This window comes from Pseudomonas siliginis, from assembly GCF_019145195.1.
GTDB classification, from domain to species: domain Bacteria; phylum Pseudomonadota; class Gammaproteobacteria; order Pseudomonadales; family Pseudomonadaceae; genus Aquipseudomonas; species Aquipseudomonas siliginis.
This window is the reverse complement of sequence record NZ_JAHSTW010000012.1, coordinates 1-17,657: the sequence shown is the minus strand read 5'-3', so window position 1 is coordinate 17,657 and position 17,657 is coordinate 1. Positions and strand designations below refer to the sequence as shown.

Sequence of the window (17,657 nt, the reverse complement as noted above, 5' to 3'; positions counted from 1 at the left end):
AAACCTTGTTCAAGGAAGCTGCGTATGCGCCTGAAAACCCGCGTTGCCGTACTGTGCGTCGGCCTTTTTCTCAGCCATCAGGCGAGCGCAGCGGATTTACCGCAACGCTGGGTCAGCGCCGGCGGTGCGCTGTCGGAATGGGTCAGCGCACTGGGCGGTGAATCGAAGCTGGTAGGGGTCGACACCACCAGTCAGCATCCCCAATCGTTGCAGGCGCTGCCGAGTATTGGTTATCAGCGCAGCCTGTCGGCCGAAGGCATATTGAGCCTGCGCCCGGACATTCTGATCGGTACCGAAGAAATGGGGCCGCCGCCGGTTCTGGCGCAAGTCACAGCGGCCAAGGTCAAGGTCGAGTTGTTTTCAGCCCAGCCTGATCTGCCGACACTGAAAAAGAATGTCACCCATCTGGGCCAGTTGCTCGGCGCACAAAACCAGGCGGCGCAGCTACTGCAGAGTTATCAACAGCAGCTCCAGGCGCAGAAAGCGCGCGTTGCCCAAGTGCAGACCACGCAGAAAGCCCCCGGCGTGTTGCTGTTGCTCGGGCATGCCGGCGGCAAGCCGTTGATCGCCGGCAAGGACACCGCCGCCGATTGGTTGCTGCAACAAGCCGGCGGGCACAACCTTGCGACGCATACCGGCTACAAACCGTTTTCTGTCGAATCCCTCGCCAGCCTCGATCCCGAAGTGCTGGTGTTCGCTGACCGTGCGCTGGCCGGCGAGGCCGCAAAAGCGGCATTGTTCAAGGAAAACCCGATCCTCAATTCCAGCCGCGCGGCGAAGAGCGGTCGGGTGATGGAGCTGGATCCGACGCTGCTGGTGGGCGGTCTCGGGCCGCGGTTGCCGGCTGCTTTGCAAACCCTGACTGACGGCTTCTACCCGGCCAAGGGCGGCCAATGACCACACTGGTCAAACCCCGTGGCTTGTTTATCGGCCTGACAGTGCTGTGTCTGCTGGCGATCTGGCTGTCGCTGGCGCTGGGGCCGGTGAGCCTGCCGCTATTCGATACCTTGCGCGCGGCGCTGCGTCTGATCGGCGTGCCATTGGCGCCGCAAGGATTGGAGCAGGCCGAGCTGATTCTCGGCCAGATCCGCCTGCCGCGAACCTTGCTCGGCTTGGCGGTCGGCGGCGTGCTGGCGCTGTCCGGGGTGGCGATGCAGGGCCTGTTTCGTAATCCGCTGGCCGATCCAGGGCTGGTCGGGGTGTCCAGTGGCGCGGCACTTGGCGCGGCGGTTGCGATTGTCGGCGGTTCGTTCTTTGGCGGCCTGCCGGAGTGGTTCGGGCCGTATCTGTTGTCGGTGTGTGCGTTTCTTGGCGGACTTGGAGTGACGGCGCTGGTCTATCGGCTGGGCCGGCGCAACGGTCAGACCCATGTGGCGACCATGTTGCTGGCCGGTATCGCGCTGACGGCGCTGGCCAGTTCGGCGGTCGGTCTGTTCACTTATCTGGCCGATGACGCCACGCTGCGCACCCTGACCTTCTGGAACCTGGGCAGCCTCAACGGCGCCAGTTACGCGCGGCTTTGGCCTCTGCTGATCATCACCATCGGCGTGGCGCTGTGGCTGCCGCGTCGGGCCAAGGCATTGAATGCCTTGTTGCTCGGTGAATCCGAGGCCGGACATCTGGGCATCGATGTCGAACGGCTCAAGCGCGAACTGGTGTTCTGTACAGCGCTGGGTGTCGGCGCGGCGGTGGCGGCGGCGGGCATGATCGGTTTTGTCGGGCTGGTGGTGCCGCATCTGGTGCGCCTGCTGGCCGGCCCCGATCATAAGGTGCTGTTGCCAGCCTCGGTGCTGGCGGGTGCGAGCCTGTTATTGCTCGCCGATCTGGTGGCGCGCCTGGCGCTGGCGCCGGCGGAGTTGCCGATCGGCATTGTTACTGCGTTTATCGGCGCGCCGTTCTTTCTTTATCTGCTGCTGCGAGGGCGTGCCTGATGTTGTCTGCACGCGATCTGCATGTCCGCCGTGGCCGCAAGGCTGTGCTCAGTGGGGTCACGCTGCAACTCGAACCCGGTGAAGTGCTTGGCGTGCTGGGACCGAACGGCGCCGGCAAAAGCACCTTGCTCGGCGCCTTGTGTGGAGAGTTGAGCGCCAGTGAAGGCAGCGTCTCTCTCGACGGTCAGGCGTTGAGCCACTGGAGCGGAACGCAGCGGGCACAACGACTGGCGGTGTTGCCGCAGGTGTCGACGCTGGACTTTGCCTTCGCCGTGGAAGAGGTCGTCGGCATGGGCCGTTTGCCGTACCAGACCGGGCGCGTGCGCGACGACGAGATTGTCGCGGCAGCGCTGGCCGCCGCCGACGCCGGGCACCTGAGTGGGCGCAGCTATCTGGCGTTGTCCGGTGGCGAGCGTCAGCGCGTGCATCTGGCGAGGGTGCTGGCGCAACTCTGGCCGGGTCAGGCCGGGCAAACCCTGTTGCTCGACGAACCGACATCCATGCTCGATCCGCTGCATCAGCACACCACCTTGCAGGCGGTGCGCGAGTTCGCCGATCGCGGCGCGGCGGTGCTGGTGATCTTGCATGATCTGAATCTGGCGGCACGCTATTGTGATCGTGTGCTGTTGCTGGAGGAGGGGCGCCCGGTTGCGCTGGATACTCCGCAGCAGGTGCTCCGCCCGGATACGCTAAAAGCGGTGTTCGGCCTGGAGGTTTTGGTGCAACCGCACCCGGAGCGTGGGCATCCGCTGATCATCGCCCGCTGAATCATCATCGAGGTGTCGCATGCGTGGATTGTGTTTGCTGGCGCTGGTGTTGCTCGCGGGGTGTCAGCATGTGGCGGCTCCACCGGTGGGCGGCGATATCCGCGATCTACGCAGCGGCGAGATGCTCACCGCGCAGCAACTGCTGGTGCGTCTCGCTGAACCTGAGCGTTTGATCATCGGTGAGCAGCACGACAATGCCGATCATCATGCTGCGCAATTGTGGCTGTTGCAGTCGCTGGGCGAGCACCGAGCGCAGGGCAGTCTGCTGCTGGAAATGCTCACGCCGGATCAACAAGCGAAAGTCGATGCGCTGCGCCAGTCGAAATCTGTTCCGGCAGATCTGCCTGCTGCATTGGCCTGGCAGGATGGATGGGACTGGAATCTTTACGGGTCTATCGTGCGCTTCGCCCTGACGCAGCCGTATCCGCTGCTGGCGGCCAATCTCGCCGACAGCGAAATCCGCGCGTTTTATCGAAATCCACCTGCTCTCGACGGCCCGCGCAGTAATGCGCTTTCGGTTAAAAAAACCTTGCTTGGGCAAATCAGTAAATCCCACTGCGGCCTGCTGCCCGAATCACAGATGCCGGCGATGTTGGCGATTCAGCAACAGCGTGATCGACGCATGGCCGAACGCATGCTGGCTGCGCCAATGCCTTCGATCCTGCTGGCCGGTGCCTGGCATGCGCGCAAGGATGTTGGCGTGCCGCTGCATCTGTTGGATCTCGGCGCTGGCAAGCCACCGATCGTATTGATGCTGGCCGAGCAGGGCGCTGCGGTAACGGCGGCGATGGCCGATTACGTCTGGTACACGCCGGCCACGCCGAAGCCGGATTACTGCGAGCAGATGCGCCAGCAATTCGCTAAATGACTTTTCCACAGGCAAAAAAAGACCCGGTAAAAAACCGGGTCAAATAACCGTGATTAGCCTGATGAGGAGATAATCTGAGAGTCCGAACCAAGGGCTTTTCAGAATATCGACTGATCTCGCGACCAGTTGTGATAATCATAGCGATTCTCATTACCGCGTCAACCGCTGATTTTGCAAATCTGTAATTTAGTTTTGCGAGCGGTGGTGAGGCCCTGTGAATAAAGGGCTTTGCGCTAGGTGCGCTGTGTCGTCAACTGCGTAATCTGCCGATTCAACTGGCCGATGCGTCGAGCCATACCCTCAATCAGGCTATGGGCGATCTTCGGATTGCTGCGGGTCATGCTCAAAAATTGATCACCGGGAATCAACATCACCGTGCTCGGCTCGGACGTCACCACCGAAGCGTTGCGCGGCTCGCCGGTAAACAACGCCATGGCGCCGAAAATCTCGTCCTTGGCCACGTCGCCTACCTTGTGCCCGTCGAGGAACGCCTCGGCATGCCCGTCAATAATCACAAAGACATGATCCGCTGCATCGCCCTGTTGAATCAGCACGGCGCCCGCCTCAACGCGTTTGAAGCCGTTGGTGCTACGAAACTCCCGAGGTTTCAGCTCGGCCACGGCATGGGCGAGCAGCGCCATTTGCCCGAGCAGATAGCTCAGCAACTGCTCCGCTCGATCAGGTTCGGCATACAAATGCTGCAAAACCTCAGCGCGTCCATAGGGCACCAGGCGCACAGCGCTGTCGCTGCAAATGCGACAGTCGCTCCATTGCTCGCCACGTTGCAGGCCGAGCAGATCACCTTCCTGCCAGTAGAACAGCGCACGGCCCGCGATGCAGCCATGCACAACGCCCTCGCTCAGCAAAAACAGCTGATCGTCCGGCAACTGCGCAAACAAATCATCCGTGGCCTCCAGCTCGATGACCGGCGCGCACGGCGACAAATCCTGCAGCCACTGCCCGGGAAGATTCTGCAAGCGATTGATCAACGCGTCGGCGTGGGCCGATTGCTCCCCCAGTAAATACATGGCGTCAGCGCCTGTTCAGTTCTTGTGACGTGCGGAAATGGCTTCGAGCTGTTTGTTCAAGGCGTCCTTGCGCTCGGCGGGGATATCGTTCCAGTGCACGTCCATCAACGCGCCCTCGATCGCATACAACAACACCTTCGATGCGCGAAAGCCTCGAGTACGCACGGCCCGGTAGGCATCCACTGCACCGAGGCGACGCAAGTCCGAGGCGCTGTGGATGCCCACGGCATGCAGCCATTGCGCCGATGTCTTGCCAAGATTTTTCAGGTGTTGCAGTTCATCATTCATCAAGCCTCCTTGCGACGGCCGAATGGTGCGTGGGCGAGCTTCTCAGCAGTGTAGCCATCAGTAGGAAAAGCGTGGTTGTTTGGTCGGATTCGACGCAAAAGCTTCTAAGAAAGGGGGTAAAGGACCTGCGAACGCAGAGGGGAGGGAGGTAGGCGGTTAACAATGTGGGAGCGAGCCTGCTCGCGAAGAGGGCGTATCAGACACAATCGATATCAACTGACACTACGCCTTCGCGAGCAGGCTCGCTCCCACAGGGGCAAGGCGTGGTGTCAGGAAGATTTCCAGATTTCAGCGGGTGCGATAGCGCAACCGTGTGCCGAAATTCATCGACATCAGGATCTCGTCGGCACTCAGCTCCGGTGGAAAGTACGCCCCGGAAATCTGCGCATGGGCCAGGCTGGCGCCTTCGAGCGAAGCCTTGCGGAAGTCGATGCCGCGCAGATCGGCGGAGCGGAAGTACGCATCGCGGAAATCCACGCCGTCGGCGTTCAGTTCGCGCAGGTCGAGACCACGGAAATCGCCGCCGACCATGTCGATCGGACCATCCAGTGGGCGTTCCTTGTTGAAGCCTGCGATGTCGTCTTTGTGCAGCAGGGCGTAAAGCGGAGTGTCGAGCAGTTTTGGCTGGCTCATGTCAGATCACCTGTTGGTTTTATGACGCCAGTATAGTGCCACTATTTGCCGGCCGTGAAGCGAGCGTGGGCTTCACGGCCGAAATAGTTTTTTACAGACCCGGCAGGCGCTGACGGATTTGCGCGACCACAGTGTCCAGCGTGCCGGATTCATTGGTTTGCACGCGTTTGCTGCGCAGAATTTCCTCCGGGGTCAGCGCTTCGCGGTTGGCCTGCTGCGCTTCGATCACTGCCAGGGTGGCGTCGGACGGATCCTTCTGGTCGGCCTGACGCATCGCCAGCCAGCTCTCGATTACCGCTTGCGGGGCGTTGCAGTCGAGGATCAGGAACGGCGTGCCGGTGGCTTCGGCAATCTTCGCCGCGTTGTCGCGCTGTTCACGCTTGAGGTAAGTCGCGTCGATCACCACCGGGAAGCCGGCGTGCAGGATCACCTCGGCGATTTCATGCAGGCGCGCGTAGGTCGCGGTGCTGGCATCGGCGCTGTAAATGCCGGCCTGCACATCGTTGGCAACGGTCTGCTCACCAAACAGGCGCTTGCGCTCGACATCGGAACGCAGGCGAATCGCGCCCAGCGCTTCGACCAGGCGCATGGCCACATGGCTCTTGCCGACTGCGGAAACACCGTGGGTAATGGCCATGAAGCGCGAAGGAATGGTGCTGTAGCTTTCCGCCAGGTTGGCGTAGTTGCGGTACTGGCGCAGGGTGGTGGCGCGCTGCACCGCAGTCGCGTCGGCCGGCATGCTGAACAATGCCACCTTGGCCCGCACCAGCGCGCGGTAGGCTTTATAGAAGTTCAGCACTTCCAGGCCCTCATAGTCGCCGGTCAGTTCCAGGTACTGGCTGATGAGGCGACGCGCCAGTGACTTCAGGCCACGGTCTTCCAGGTCCATGGCGAGGAAACCGGTGTCGGCCCAGACGTCAGTAAAACGGAACGGCTCGTTGAACTCGATGCAGTCGAAGATCACCACATTGCCGTCGATGACCGTGGCGTTGCCCAAATGGATGTCGCCGTGGCATTCACGGGTGAAACCTTGTGACTTGCGCTGGGCGAACAGGGGCTTGAGGCGCTCGAAGCTGCTTTCGGCCCAAGCTTTCAATGCCTCAAGTTGCAGCAAATCGTTCTTGTCGCTGAGGAACGGCAGGATCTGCTCGAAGTTTTGCGCGACCGGCGCCATCACGCTGTCCGGCGTGCCGGCGTCGTGTTCGGCCGGGACTTTCGGGGCGTTGAGATGGAAATGGGCGATCTGTTCGGCCAACGCATCGATGTGCTGAGTGGTCAGTTCGCCATTGGCTTGCAGGGTGCTGAGCAACCCGCTCTGGGGGAACTGGCGCATTTTCAGCACGTATTCGATAGCCGGGCCGTCGCCGCCCAATTGCGGTGCCTCGACGCTGCCGGTGATTGGCAACACGTCCAGATACAAATCAGCGGTCAGACGCTGGTTCAGACGCAGCTCTTCAGCGCAGAAATGCGCACGTGCGTCGAGGCTGGTGAAGTCGAGGAAGCCGAAATTCACCGGCTTCTTCACTTTATAGGCAAAGGGGCCGGTGAGAATCACCCACGAAATGTGGGTTTCGATGACCTGAAACCCTTCGACGGGATGCGGGTAGAGGGCCGGGTTTTGCAGGGCAGCGATCAGGGACTGGCTCACGGGCGATCCTTCAGAGGCGGGGGAATTCGAGGCGGCCATTATGGCTGCTTGCCCGCCTGACGCAAACCTCTGCGCGTGCCTGTTGAGGATCGATAAAGTGCGTATAATCCGCCGCCATGACTCGATCCCGATCCCCCCGTACCAAGAAAAAACCACCAGCCAAGGGCCTCAGCCCATGGTTGAGCTGGGCCATTAAACTCAGCCTGGTCGGCCTTGTAGTGCTGGCCGGCTTTGCCGTTTACCTCGATGCCGTGGTGCAGGAGAAGTTCTCCGGCAAGCGCTGGACCATCCCGGCCAAGGTGTACGCGCGCCCGCTCGAGCTGTTCGTCGGACAGAAGCTCAGCAAGGACGATTTCCTCACCGAACTCGATGCCCTCGGCTATCGCCGCGAAGCCGTGAGCAATGGCCCCGGCGCCGCCGCCGTCAGCGGCAATACGGTTGACCTGAACACCCGTGGCTTCCAGTTCTATGAAGGCCTTGAGAAACCGCAACCGGTTCGCGTGCGCTTCTCCGGCGATTACGTTGCTGAGCTGTCCGCGACCAACGGTTCGAAGCTGTCGGTGGTGCGCCTCGAGCCGCTGATGATCGGCGGCATTTACCCGAAAAATCTCGAAGACCGCATCCTGATCAAACTTGATCAGGTGCCGCCGTATCTGCTCGAAACCCTGATCGCCGTGGAAGACCGCGACTTCTACAGCCACTGGGGCGTGTCGCCGAAATCGATCGCCCGCGCCGTGTGGATCAACACCTCCGGCGGCAAGATGACCCAGGGCGGCAGTACGCTGACCCAGCAGTTGGTGAAGAACTTCTACCTGACCAGCGAACGCAGCCTGACCCGCAAGCTCACCGAAGCGATGATGGCGTTGCTGCTCGAACTGCATTACGACAAGAAGGAAATCCTTGAGGCCTACCTCAACGAAGTCTTCGTCGGTCAGGACGGCCAGCGTGCGGTGCACGGTTTTGGTCTGGCCAGTCAGTTCTTCTTCGGCCAGCCTTTGTCCGAACTGAAACTGCATCAGGTTGCGATGCTGGTCGGCATGGTCAAGGGACCGTCCTACTACAACCCGCGCCGCAACCCGGAACGCGCGCTGGAGCGGCGCAATCTGGTCCTCGACGTGCTGGCGCAGCAAGGCGTGGCAACCCCCGAACAAGTCGAAGCGGCGAAGAAAATGCCGCTCGGTGTAACGACTCGCGGCAAGCTCGCCGACAGCTCGTTCCCGGGCTTTATCGACCTGGTCAAACGTCAGTTGCGCGAAGACTACCGCGACGAAGACTTGACCGAAGAAGGCCTGCGCATCTTCACCAGTTTCGACCCGATTCTGCAGATGAAAGCCGAAGCCTCGGTCAACGACACGTTCAAGCGTCTGGCCGGGCGCAAGGGCTCGGATGACGTCGAAGCGGCGATGGTCGTGACCAACCCGGAAACCGGTGAAGTCCAGGCGATGATCGGCAGCCGTCAGGCCAGTTACGCCGGTTTCAACCGCGCACTCGATGCGGTACGCCCGATCGGCTCGCTGATCAAACCGGCGGTGTATCTGACCGCGCTTGAGAAACCGAGCCAGTACACGCTGACCAGTTGGCTGTCGGACGATCCACTGTCGGTCAAGGGCGCCAACGGCCAGGTGTGGAAACCGCAGAACTACGATCGCCGCTCCCACGGTACGGTGTTCCTCTATCAGGGTCTGGCGCATTCCTACAACCTGTCGACCTCGCGCTTGGGCCTGGAAGTCGGCGTGCCGAACGTGCTCAAGACCGTAGGTCGTCTGGGAGTTACCCGTGAATTCCCGGCGTTCCCGTCGATGCTGCTCGGTGCTGGCGGCATGACGCCGATCGAAGTGGCGACCATGTACCAGACGCTGGCCAACGGTGGTTTCAATACGCCGATGCGCGGCATTCGCAGCGTGCTGACCGCCGAGGGCGAGCCGCTCAAGCGTTATCCGTTCCAGATCGAACAGCGCTTCGACCCTGCCTCGATTTACCTGATCCAGAACGCCATGCAGCGGGTGATGCGTGAAGGTACCGGCAGTTCGGTTTATAACGTGCTGCCCAAGACCCTGACACTGGCGGGCAAGACCGGTACCAGTAACGATTCGCGCGACAGCTGGTTTGCCGGTTTCAGTCAGGATCTGCTGGCAGTGGTCTGGCTCGGCCGCGACGACAACGGCAAGACGCCGTTCACCGGGGCCACCGGTGCGCTGCAGGTCTGGACCAGTTTCATGCGCAAGGCCGATCCGCTGCCGCTGGACATGCCGCAGCCGGACAACGTCGTGCAGGCCTGGGTCGATTCGCGCACCGGCCAGGGTTCCGATGCCAACTGCCCCGGCGCGGTGCAGATGCCGTATATTCGCGGCAGCGAGCCGCCACCCGGCGCCGCGTGTGCAAGCGAAACACCTGCCTCGCCGGAGTCGGTGATGGACTGGGTCAAGGGCTGGATGAATTAAGCAAAGAGGGTTTCAAGTGAACAAGTGGTTGATTCCAGCGGTGACCGCCGTGGCTTTGCTCAGCGGCTGCTCCACCGTACAGCGTGGTTCGATTCCGGTAGTGGATTCGGGTACGGCCGTGTCCAACAGCGAACGCATCGGCGCCAATGGCGGTTTCCGCCAGACCACCGTCAAGCGCCCGGTGCAGGGCCAGACTCAGGCGATTCCGCAAGGCGATACCGGCGTAGTGGTGATGGTGCCGGGCGGCGGTGCGGCGGTGTCGACACCGATCAGCTCTTCGCCGATCGTCCCGGGGCCTGCATCCGGAGGCATTACGTCGGGGCCGTACAACCCATCGGCGGTTGAGTCGGCACCGATCAACTCCGGCAGCTACAGCATGCCGTCGACACCCAGTGGCATTCCTTCGGCCAGCAGCGGCGGTGGCCTGTCGGCGGATGAGCAACTGGACGGCCCTGTGCTCGCCTTGCTGACCACCGCGCAACAGCAGCAGGCCGGCGGCGACCTCAATGGTGCTTCTTCCAGCCTGGAGCGGGCGCAACGTGTCGCCCCGCGTGAGCCACAAGTGCTTTACCGTTTGGCGCAGGTGCGCATGGCCCAGGGCGATGCGCCGCAAGCCGAGCAATTTGCCCGTCGTGCGCTGACCATGGCCAACGGTCGTCCGGATCTGCAAGCCAGTCTGTGGGAAATCATCGCTCAGTCTCGTGAGAAACAAGGCGATTCCGCCGGCGCCGCGCTGGCCCGTCAGAAGGCCAAGGTTTCCCTGTGATGGACGTGCGTTTCCCGAAAATCGCCGATCAGCTGTTGCTGATCGAACGCGAGCTGCGCACCCAGGGCTGGTGGGATAAGGTTCAGCCGTCGGTCGAAGCCCTGAGCAGTGTCGAGCCGTTCTCGGTCGACACGCTGGACTTCGAACAATGGCTGCAATGGATCTTCCTGCCGCGCATGAAGATGATCCTCGAACAGGATCTGCCCTTGCCAAACGCCTCGGGCATTCAGGAAATGGCGGAAATGGTCTTCGCCCAGCGCAACCTTGGCGGCAAGGATCGGCAATTGCAGGTGCTGCTCAAAGAGTTTGACCTGCTGATCACTGCATCCCGCTGAACTAAACTGGGAACTGCCAGGCCTACTGGCAGTTCTCGGCAATCTGCTTCTTCGCTTCGACGATGCGTTCCTGACGCTGTGTATCGTCGAGCCTGCGCACATCCCCCTCGACCTCCTCACGCAAACGCGGATTGTTCTGCAGTTGCGCCAGGTTTGTGCGCGCCTGTTCGCAAAACGCCTTGAGCTGCGCCTGCTGCTCGGCGACCTGTTTCTTCACCTTGGCATCAATGGCTTTCTGATCGCCAAGGACGCCGCCGCCCGGCATCGGCGCAGCTTTCGGCGCGGGCGAGGAGGGTGTCTGTACGGTCGTCGACGGTAGGCCCTGCGGAGGCTGCGCATCGAAATGCGTGACGCCTTGGGCGTCGACCCATTTGTAGATTTGAGCGGCCGAGCACCATGGGCTGAGACCGATCAGCAGAGTGAGGAGGAGCGTTCGCATGCTGATTCCTTGGCAAAAATGCGCAATTGACGCTAACAGAGTAGCGCTTTTCAGGTTTTTTCTTGCGTTCTCATGTGCTTACCCACAATTAACCACACAGACGACTTGACTTGCAGAGGGCGAAACAGAAGAATCCAAAGTCCGCTGTAGAGGGACTGCCAGAAGCAGACCCACTCGGTAGATCATGAGGCGCACATCCGCGCCGACCTGTTACACCCGCAACGCGTTACCTCGCGCTGGGTGGGAAAGGCCCGCAACACTTGGGACGATCCCAATACTTGCTCAGTCAGTGCTGACGTAGTCGGCGACCACCGTCGCTCATGCTCTGCCGAGAAGTAAACCTATTAAGACCCGCCCCTTTTTTGTGGACGGTATTCTGGCGTTTTAGAGGTGAACAACGTGGAGCTTTTATCTGGCGGTGAGATGCTCGTCCGCTTTTTGCGTGACGAAGGCGTCAAATATATCTACGGGTACCCGGGTGGTGCTCTCCTGCATGTTTACGATGCCCTGTTCAAAGAACCGGAAGTGACCCACATCCTGGTTCGTCACGAACAAGCGGCTACCCATATGGCTGACGGCTACGCCCGTGCCACCGGTAAAGCCGGCGTGGTATTGGTGACATCCGGTCCAGGCGCCACAAACGCCATCACCGGTATCGCCACCGCCTATATGGACTCGATTCCGATGGTGATCATTTCCGGTCAGGTGCCAAGCACCATGGTCGGCACCGACGCGTTCCAGGAAACCGACATGATCGGTATCTCCCGGCCGATCGTGAAGCACAGCTTCATGATCAAGCACGCTTCGGAAATCCCGGAAGTCATGAAGAAGGCCTTCTACCTGGCGCAGTCCGGTCGTCCGGGCCCGGTCGTGGTCGACATCCCGAAAGACATGACCAATCCGGCCGAGAAATTCGAATACGTTTTCCCGAAGAAAGCCAAGCTGCGTTCCTACAGCCCGGCCGTTCGCGGTCACTCCGGGCAGATCCGCAAGGCGGCAGAAATGCTTCTGGCGGCCAAGCGCCCGGTACTGTACTCCGGCGGCGGTGTAATCCTCGGCAATGGCTCTGCGCAACTGACCGAGCTGGCGAAAATGCTCAACCTGCCGGTGACCAACACCTTGATGGGTCTGGGCGCTTTCCCAGGCACTGACCGTCAGTTCATCGGCATGCTGGGTATGCACGGCAGCTACACCGCGAACCTGGCGATGCACCATGCCGACGTGATCCTCGCCGTCGGCGCACGCTTCGACGATCGGGTGATCAACGGTCCAGCGAAATTCTGCCCGAACGCCAAGATCATCCATATCGACATCGACCCGGCGTCGATTTCCAAGACCATCAAGGCCGACGTGCCAATCGTGGGTCCGGTCGAGAGCGTCCTGACCGAAATGGTCGCGATCCTCAAGGAAATTGGCGAGACCCCGAACAAGGAGTCCGTGGCCAGTTGGTGGAAGCAGGTCGATGAATGGCGTGGCGATCGCGGCCTGTTCCCTTATGAAAAGGGCGACGGCAGCAAGATCAAGCCGCAGACCGTGATCGAAACCCTCTGCGAAGTGACCAAGGGCGACGCCTTTGTGACCTCCGACGTTGGTCAGCACCAGATGTTCGCTGCGCAGTACTACACGTTCAACAAGCCTAACCGCTGGATCAACTCCGGTGGTCTGGGCACGATGGGCTTCGGTCTGCCAGCCGCGATGGGCATCAAACTGAGCTTCCCGGACGACGACGTTGCCTGCGTCACCGGCGAAGGCAGTATCCAGATGAATATCCAGGAGCTGTCGACCTGCCTGCAATACGGCTTGCCGGTGAAGATCGTCATCCTCAACAACGGTGTGCTGGGCATGGTTCGCCAGTGGCAGGACATGAGCTACGGCAGCCGTCACTCGCACTCCTACATGGAATCGCTGCCTGACTTCATCAAGCTGGCTGAAGCCTACGGCCACGTTGGCGTACGCATCACCGAATCGAAAGATTTGAAGTCGAAGATGGCCGAAGCCTTCGCCATGAAGGATCGCCTGGTGATCATCGATGTTGCGGTCGACACCAGCGAGCACGTCTACCCGATGCAGATCAAAGACGGCTCCATGCGCGATATGTGGCTGAGCAAGACGGAGCGTACTTAATCATGCGGCACATTATTTCCCTGCTTCTGGAAAACGAACCCGGCGCTCTGTCTCGTGTAGTCGGCCTGTTCTCGCAGCGCAACTACAACATCGAAAGCCTGACCGTGGCCCCGACCGAAGACCCGACCCTGTCGCGTCTGACGCTGACCACCGTGGGCCACGATGAAGTGATCGAGCAGATCACCAAAAACCTGAACAAGCTGATCGAAGTGGTCAAGCTGGTGGACCTGTCGGAAAGCGCTCACATCGAGCGTGAACTGATGCTGGTCAAGGTCAAGGCCACTGGCGCCCAGCGCGCCGAGATCAAACGCACCACCGATATCTACCGTGGACAGATCGTTGATGTCAGCGCCAGCGTGTATACCGTTCAGTTGACCGGTACCAGCGACAAGCTCGACAGCTTCATTCAGTCCATCGGCACCGCATCGATTCTGGAGACCGTCCGTAGCGGCGTGACCGGCATTGCTCGCGGCGACAAAGTACTCAGCATCTAAACCAAATTAGCGCATGGCCTGAACGGCCGGATATAAGGGGAAATTCATGAAAGTTTTCTACGATAAAGACTGCGACCTGTCGATCATCCAGGGCAAGAAAGTTGCCATCATCGGTTACGGCTCCCAGGGCCACGCTCAGGCGTGCAACCTGAAAGACTCCGGTGTCGACGTTACCGTCGGTCTGCGTAAAGGTTCGGCCACCGTTGCCAAAGCCGAAGCTCACGGCCTGAAAGTGACCGACGTTGCTTCCGCTGTTGCCGCTGCCGACCTGGTCATGATCCTGACCCCGGACGAGTTCCAGTCCTCGCTGTACAAGAACGAAATCGAGCCGAACATCAAGAAAGGCGCCACTCTGGCCTTCTCCCACGGCTTCGCGATTCACTACAACCAGGTTGTTCCGCGTGCCGACCTCGACGTGATCATGATCGCGCCGAAAGCCCCGGGCCACACCGTGCGTTCCGAGTTCGTCAAAGGCGGCGGTATCCCTGACCTGATCGCGATCTACCAGGACGCCTCGGGCAACGCCAAAAACGTTGCACTGTCCTACGCCGCTGGCGTCGGTGGCGGTCGTACCGGCATCATCGAAACCACCTTCAAGGACGAGACCGAAACCGACCTGTTCGGCGAACAAGCCGTTCTGTGTGGCGGTACCGTTGAACTGGTGAAAGCCGGTTTCGAAACTCTGGTTGAAGCTGGCTACGCGCCGGAAATGGCCTACTTCGAGTGCCTGCACGAACTCAAGCTGATCGTTGACCTCATGTACGAAGGCGGTATCGCCAACATGAACTACTCGATCTCCAACAACGCCGAGTACGGCGAGTACGTGACTGGCCCGGAAGTGATCAACGCCGAATCCCGTCAGGCCATGCGCAACGCCCTGAAACGTATTCAGGACGGCGAATACGCCAAAATGTTCATCAGCGAAGGCGCAACCGGCTACCCTTCGATGACCGCCAAGCGTCGTAACAACGCCGCTCACGGTATCGAAGTCATCGGCGAGCAACTGCGCTCCATGATGCCGTGGATCGGTGCCAACAAGATCGTCGACAAAGCCAAAAACTAAGTCGTCGTCCCTTGTACGAAAAACGCGGCCTCGGCCGCGTTTTTTCGTTTGGGCCGGTGCTTCTGGTATAAAGCTGCATCGTTTGTGGCCGAACTGTCGTCCTCAAGCCTCTGTCGAATTTTTTCCAAACCGTTGCAAGGTAATGTCCATGAGCGAACGTCCCGAAGAGCCGAACAAGGCTTCCGACGCCGAAAGCCTGCTGCCCATCGATGAGCACATCGAAGAAGGGCACGACGCTGAAGGTCGTAAAGTCCGGCATCGTGGTATCTATCTGCTGCCGAACCTGTTCACCACTGCCAACCTGTTCGCAGGCTTCTATTCCATCATCAACTCGATGAGCGCCCAGGCCGCGTTGAGCGCCGGCGACTCGGTGAATGCGAGCAAGTATTTCGCCTTCGCTGCGATCGCGATTTTCGTCGCGATGGTGCTCGACGGCCTCGATGGTCGCGTGGCGCGCATGACCAATACCCAAAGTGCCTTCGGCGCCGAGTATGACTCGCTGTCGGACATGGTCGCCTTCGGCGTAGCGCCGGCATTGCTGGCCTTCGGCTGGGCGCTGGGAGACATGGGCAAGGTCGGCTGGATGGTCGCCTTCATATATGTAGCGGGTGCGGCGTTGCGTCTGGCGCGTTTCAACACCCAGGTCGGCACGGCGGACAAACGCTACTTCATCGGTCTGGCCAGCCCGGCGGCGGCAGGTGTGGTGGCCGGTATTGTCTGGGCGTTCAGCGATTACGGCATCCAGGGTTCGAAGATGTCGTTCCTGGTGGCCTTGATGGTGGCGGCGGCCGGCATGCTGATGGTCAGCAACATCAAGTACAACAGCTTCAAGGAGCTGGATCTCAAAGGTCGCGTGCCGTTCGTGGCGATCCTCGCGGTGGTGCTGGTATTCGCTGTCGTGTTCAGTGATCCGCCGCGCATTCTGCTGCTGGTGTTCCTCGCCTATGCGGCGTCCGGTCCGGTGCAATATCTGTTGCGCCTTCGTCGTCACAAAAACGCCGAGTGATGTAATTTCCCGCATACTCCGCAGTCTATGGGTGCACCTGTCCTCCAAAGCTGCGGAGTTGTCATGTTGATCAAGATCCCCAAAGCATCCGACTGCCATGAGTCGGATGTCACGCCTGAAGCCATTTATCTCTCCCGTCGCCAATTGCTCGGCGCCACTGCTGCCGGTATTGCCGTGAGCAGTCTGCCGCGCTGGGCCAGTGCCGCTGATGCCCCTCGCTACTCTGATGTTGAATCCGGCAAGGCTCCGGCCTGGTTTGCCGAAAAGCTTCCTTCTACTCAATGGGGGGCGGTCAACGTCAAGGACGAGGCGATCACGCCTTATAAGGACGCCACGAACTACAACAACTTTTATGAATTCGGTACCGGCAAGGGCGATCCCGCGAGGAACGCTGGCGACCTGAAAACCGAACCCTGGAGCGTGGTGATTGACGGGGAGGTGGGTAAGCCGGGGCGTTATGCGCTGGAAGACTTCATGAAACCGTATCAGTTGGAGGAACGTATTTATCGTCTGCGCTGCGTCGAGGCGTGGTCGATGGTCATTCCCTGGATCGGCTTTCCCATCTCGGCCTTGCTCAAGCAGGTCGAGCCGACTTCCAAGGCCAAGTACATCCGTTTCGAAACCCTGCAGGATCCCAAGAGTATGCCCGGCCAGCGTTCCGGTTTTGCGTTGATCGACTGGCCGTATGTCGAAGGCTTGCGTCTCGATGAGGCGATGAATCCTTTGGCGATCCTGGCGGTGGGCATGTATGGCCGCGAACTGCCGAACCAGAACGGCGCGCCTTTGCGTCTGGTGGTGCCCTGGAAGTACGGCTTTAAAAGTGTGAAGTCCATTGTGCGCATCAGTCTGGTCAGCGAGCAGCCGAAGACCACCTGGCAAAGCATTGCTGCCGATGAGTATGGCTTCTATGCGAACGTGAACCCTACGGTCGACCATCCGCGATGGACCCAGGCGCGCGAGCGGCGCTTGCCGAACAGCCTGTTCAAACCGAATGTGCGCGATACGCAGATGTTCAACGGCTACTCGGATGAAGTCGCTTCTTTATATACAGGGCTCGATCTGCGGAAGAACTACTGATGCGCTATCCGTTCTGGCGAGTGGGCGTGTTCATTGCTGCGGCGTTCTGGCCATTGCTGTGGTTCTATCAAGCGTTCGCCGATCTGCTCGGGCCTGATCCGGGCAAGGTGCTGGTTGATCGTCTCGGGCTTGGCACGCTGGTGTTGCTGTTGATCACCCTGAGCATGACGCCTTTGCAAAAGCTGAGTGGCTGGGCGGGGTGGATTGCAGTGCGCCGGCAGTTAGGGCTTTGGTGTTTTGCTTATGTGACGCTGCATCTGTTCAGCTATATGGCGTTTATCCTCGGGTTCGATTGGTCACAGTTGGGCGTTGAGCTACGCAAGCGGCCTTACATTATTGTCGGTGCGTTGGGCTTTCTCGGATTGTTGATATTGGCGGTGACGTCCAATCGTTATAGTCAGCGTCGTTTGGGCGCTCGCTGGAAGAAGCTGCATCGCCTGGTTTACCTGATTCTCGGACTGGGTTTGCTGCATATGCTGTGGATCGTGCGGGCCGATCTGGAGGAGTGGAGCATTTATGCCTTTATAGGTGGCGTGCTTTTGCTGCTTCGTCTGCCGCCGGTGATGAAGCGAATCCCGCGTTTACTGGGTAAAAAGCAGAATCTGCAAGAAAAGCGAAATTAACGGTTGACGGCAGATTCCAGAGGTCTATAATTCGCCCCACTTCCGGCGCAGTCGAAACGGAAAACTCCTTGAGATTCAAAGAGTTACGCAGTTTTCGACAGCGGCTTGCTTCAGATCATCGAAGCC

The 17,657-nt window shown here is 60.1% G+C and carries 18 protein-coding genes; 13 read left to right on the top strand and 5 right to left on the bottom strand.

Going from position 1 to position 17,657, the window contains the following annotated elements:
• Positions 1–24 precede the first annotated feature (24 nt).
• Genes KVG87_RS22685 through KVG87_RS22670 form a run of 4 tightly spaced genes read left to right on the top strand, consistent with a single transcriptional unit; the run spans position 25 to position 3,566 of the window.
• Entirely contained in the window at positions 25–897 is an 873-nt protein-coding gene (locus KVG87_RS22685) for a heme/hemin ABC transporter substrate-binding protein (protein ID WP_217852682.1), read from the top strand.
• Between the two features lie 50 nt (positions 898–947).
• Entirely contained in the window at positions 948–1,931 is a 984-nt protein-coding gene (locus tag KVG87_RS22680; protein WP_163012295.1) for a FecCD family ABC transporter permease, read from the top strand.
• Positions 1,931–2,698 (top strand): heme ABC transporter ATP-binding protein, encoded by a 768-nt coding sequence (locus tag KVG87_RS22675; RefSeq protein ID WP_217852680.1) that lies wholly within the window; start codon positions 1,931–1,933, stop codon positions 2,696–2,698. The genes KVG87_RS22680 and KVG87_RS22675 overlap by 1 nt, the downstream gene beginning before the upstream one ends.
• A gap of 19 nt (positions 2,699–2,717) precedes the next feature.
• Positions 2,718–3,566, top strand: a complete 849-nt coding sequence (locus KVG87_RS22670) for a ChaN family lipoprotein (protein WP_217852678.1) — start codon at positions 2,718–2,720, stop codon at positions 3,564–3,566.
• A gap of 233 nt (positions 3,567–3,799) precedes the next feature.
• On the opposite strand, the gene KVG87_RS22665 is transcribed toward KVG87_RS22670, so the two are convergent.
• The 4 genes from KVG87_RS22665 to KVG87_RS22650 form a co-directional block, all read right to left on the bottom strand.
• Complete coding sequence (locus KVG87_RS22665; protein ID WP_217852676.1) at positions 3,800–4,594, bottom strand: Crp/Fnr family transcriptional regulator; 795 nt, start codon at positions 4,592–4,594, stop codon at positions 3,800–3,802.
• A gap of 15 nt (positions 4,595–4,609) precedes the next feature.
• Complete coding sequence (locus tag KVG87_RS22660; protein WP_016773175.1) at positions 4,610–4,882, bottom strand: TfoX/Sxy family protein; 273 nt, start codon at positions 4,880–4,882, stop codon at positions 4,610–4,612.
• 288 nt (positions 4,883–5,170) lie between these two features.
• Positions 5,171–5,515: a pentapeptide repeat-containing protein gene (locus KVG87_RS22655; RefSeq protein WP_016773176.1), complete on the bottom strand. Its 345-nt coding sequence runs from the start codon at positions 5,513–5,515 to the stop codon at positions 5,171–5,173.
• 91 nt (positions 5,516–5,606) lie between these two features.
• Positions 5,607–7,163 (bottom strand): bifunctional aminoglycoside phosphotransferase/ATP-binding protein, encoded by a 1,557-nt coding sequence (locus tag KVG87_RS22650; RefSeq protein WP_130928041.1) that lies wholly within the window; start codon positions 7,161–7,163, stop codon positions 5,607–5,609.
• Positions 7,164–7,279: 116 nt separating this feature from the next.
• On the opposite strand from KVG87_RS22650, the gene mrcB reads away from it, so the two are divergent.
• From mrcB to KVG87_RS22635, 3 genes are read left to right on the top strand one after another with little or no spacing between them, the layout of a single operon-like run.
• Positions 7,280–9,604, top strand: a complete 2,325-nt coding sequence (gene mrcB / locus KVG87_RS22645) for a penicillin-binding protein 1B (protein ID WP_217852674.1) — start codon at positions 7,280–7,282, stop codon at positions 9,602–9,604.
• Between the two features lie 16 nt (positions 9,605–9,620).
• Positions 9,621–10,370: a tetratricopeptide repeat protein gene (locus tag KVG87_RS22640; protein ID WP_016773179.1), complete on the top strand. Its 750-nt coding sequence runs from the start codon at positions 9,621–9,623 to the stop codon at positions 10,368–10,370.
• Positions 10,370–10,705 carry a YqcC family protein gene (locus KVG87_RS22635; protein WP_076564127.1) on the top strand — a complete coding sequence of 112 codons (336 nt, stop codon included), beginning with the start codon at positions 10,370–10,372 and terminating at the stop codon, positions 10,703–10,705. The genes KVG87_RS22640 and KVG87_RS22635 overlap by 1 nt, the downstream gene beginning before the upstream one ends.
• A gap of 22 nt (positions 10,706–10,727) precedes the next feature.
• Here the strand turns inward: KVG87_RS22635 and KVG87_RS22630 are convergent, their stop codons facing one another.
• Positions 10,728–11,144, bottom strand: coding sequence for a DUF4124 domain-containing protein (locus KVG87_RS22630; protein WP_133339013.1), 417 nt, complete (start codon positions 11,142–11,144; stop codon positions 10,728–10,730).
• A 399-nt stretch (positions 11,145–11,543) separates the two neighbouring features.
• Between KVG87_RS22630 and KVG87_RS22625 the strand changes: the two genes are divergently transcribed.
• The 6 genes from KVG87_RS22625 (at position 11,544) to msrQ (ending at position 17,531) form a co-directional block, all read left to right on the top strand.
• Entirely contained in the window at positions 11,544–13,268 is a 1,725-nt protein-coding gene (locus KVG87_RS22625) for an acetolactate synthase 3 large subunit (RefSeq protein WP_039761986.1), read from the top strand.
• Between the two features lie 2 nt (positions 13,269–13,270).
• A complete protein-coding gene (gene ilvN / locus KVG87_RS22620; RefSeq protein ID WP_003176102.1) occupies positions 13,271–13,762 on the top strand; it encodes an acetolactate synthase small subunit in 492 nt (163 codons plus the stop codon).
• Between the two features lie 46 nt (positions 13,763–13,808).
• Positions 13,809–14,825: a ketol-acid reductoisomerase gene (gene ilvC / locus KVG87_RS22615; protein WP_007909969.1), complete on the top strand. Its 1,017-nt coding sequence runs from the start codon at positions 13,809–13,811 to the stop codon at positions 14,823–14,825.
• 148 nt (positions 14,826–14,973) lie between these two features.
• Positions 14,974–15,831 carry a CDP-diacylglycerol--serine O-phosphatidyltransferase gene (gene pssA, locus KVG87_RS22610; protein ID WP_016773182.1) on the top strand — a complete coding sequence of 286 codons (858 nt, stop codon included), beginning with the start codon at positions 14,974–14,976 and terminating at the stop codon, positions 15,829–15,831.
• A 63-nt stretch (positions 15,832–15,894) separates the two neighbouring features.
• On the top strand, positions 15,895–16,908 hold the full coding sequence (gene msrP / locus KVG87_RS22605; RefSeq protein ID WP_024014317.1) for a protein-methionine-sulfoxide reductase catalytic subunit MsrP: 1,014 nt from the start codon (positions 15,895–15,897) through the stop codon (positions 16,906–16,908).
• Positions 16,908–17,531, top strand: a complete 624-nt coding sequence (gene msrQ, locus KVG87_RS22600; RefSeq protein WP_217852672.1) for a protein-methionine-sulfoxide reductase heme-binding subunit MsrQ — start codon at positions 16,908–16,910, stop codon at positions 17,529–17,531. Before msrP ends, msrQ begins: the two co-directional genes overlap by 1 nt.
• Positions 17,532–17,657: the final 126 nt, after the last annotated feature.

What these genes read in the sequence shown, in the direction of transcription:
- KVG87_RS22670 (WP_217852678.1), top strand. Translation starts at nt 2,718, where the DNA reads ATGCGTGGATTGTGTTTGCTGGCGCTGGTGTTGCTCGCGGGGTGTCAG.
- KVG87_RS22655 (WP_016773176.1), bottom strand. Translation starts at nt 5,515, where the DNA reads ATGAGCCAGCCAAAACTGCTCGACACTCCGCTTTACGCCCTGCTGCAC.
- ilvN (WP_003176102.1), top strand. Translation starts at nt 13,271, where the DNA reads ATGCGGCACATTATTTCCCTGCTTCTGGAAAACGAACCCGGCGCTCTG.
- KVG87_RS22665 (WP_217852676.1), bottom strand. Translation starts at nt 4,594, where the DNA reads ATGTATTTACTGGGGGAGCAATCGGCCCACGCCGACGCGTTGATCAAT.
- KVG87_RS22675 (WP_217852680.1), top strand. Translation starts at nt 1,931, where the DNA reads ATGTTGTCTGCACGCGATCTGCATGTCCGCCGTGGCCGCAAGGCTGTG.
- msrP (WP_024014317.1), top strand. Translation starts at nt 15,895, where the DNA reads ATGTTGATCAAGATCCCCAAAGCATCCGACTGCCATGAGTCGGATGTC.
- msrQ (WP_217852672.1), top strand. Translation starts at nt 16,908, where the DNA reads ATGCGCTATCCGTTCTGGCGAGTGGGCGTGTTCATTGCTGCGGCGTTC.
- KVG87_RS22685 (WP_217852682.1), top strand. Translation starts at nt 25, where the DNA reads ATGCGCCTGAAAACCCGCGTTGCCGTACTGTGCGTCGGCCTTTTTCTC.
- pssA (WP_016773182.1), top strand. Translation starts at nt 14,974, where the DNA reads ATGAGCGAACGTCCCGAAGAGCCGAACAAGGCTTCCGACGCCGAAAGC.
- mrcB (WP_217852674.1), top strand. Translation starts at nt 7,280, where the DNA reads ATGACTCGATCCCGATCCCCCCGTACCAAGAAAAAACCACCAGCCAAG.
- KVG87_RS22660 (WP_016773175.1), bottom strand. Translation starts at nt 4,882, where the DNA reads ATGAATGATGAACTGCAACACCTGAAAAATCTTGGCAAGACATCGGCG.
- KVG87_RS22635 (WP_076564127.1), top strand. Translation starts at nt 10,370, where the DNA reads ATGGACGTGCGTTTCCCGAAAATCGCCGATCAGCTGTTGCTGATCGAA.
- KVG87_RS22630 (WP_133339013.1), bottom strand. Translation starts at nt 11,144, where the DNA reads ATGCGAACGCTCCTCCTCACTCTGCTGATCGGTCTCAGCCCATGGTGC.
- ilvC (WP_007909969.1), top strand. Translation starts at nt 13,809, where the DNA reads ATGAAAGTTTTCTACGATAAAGACTGCGACCTGTCGATCATCCAGGGC.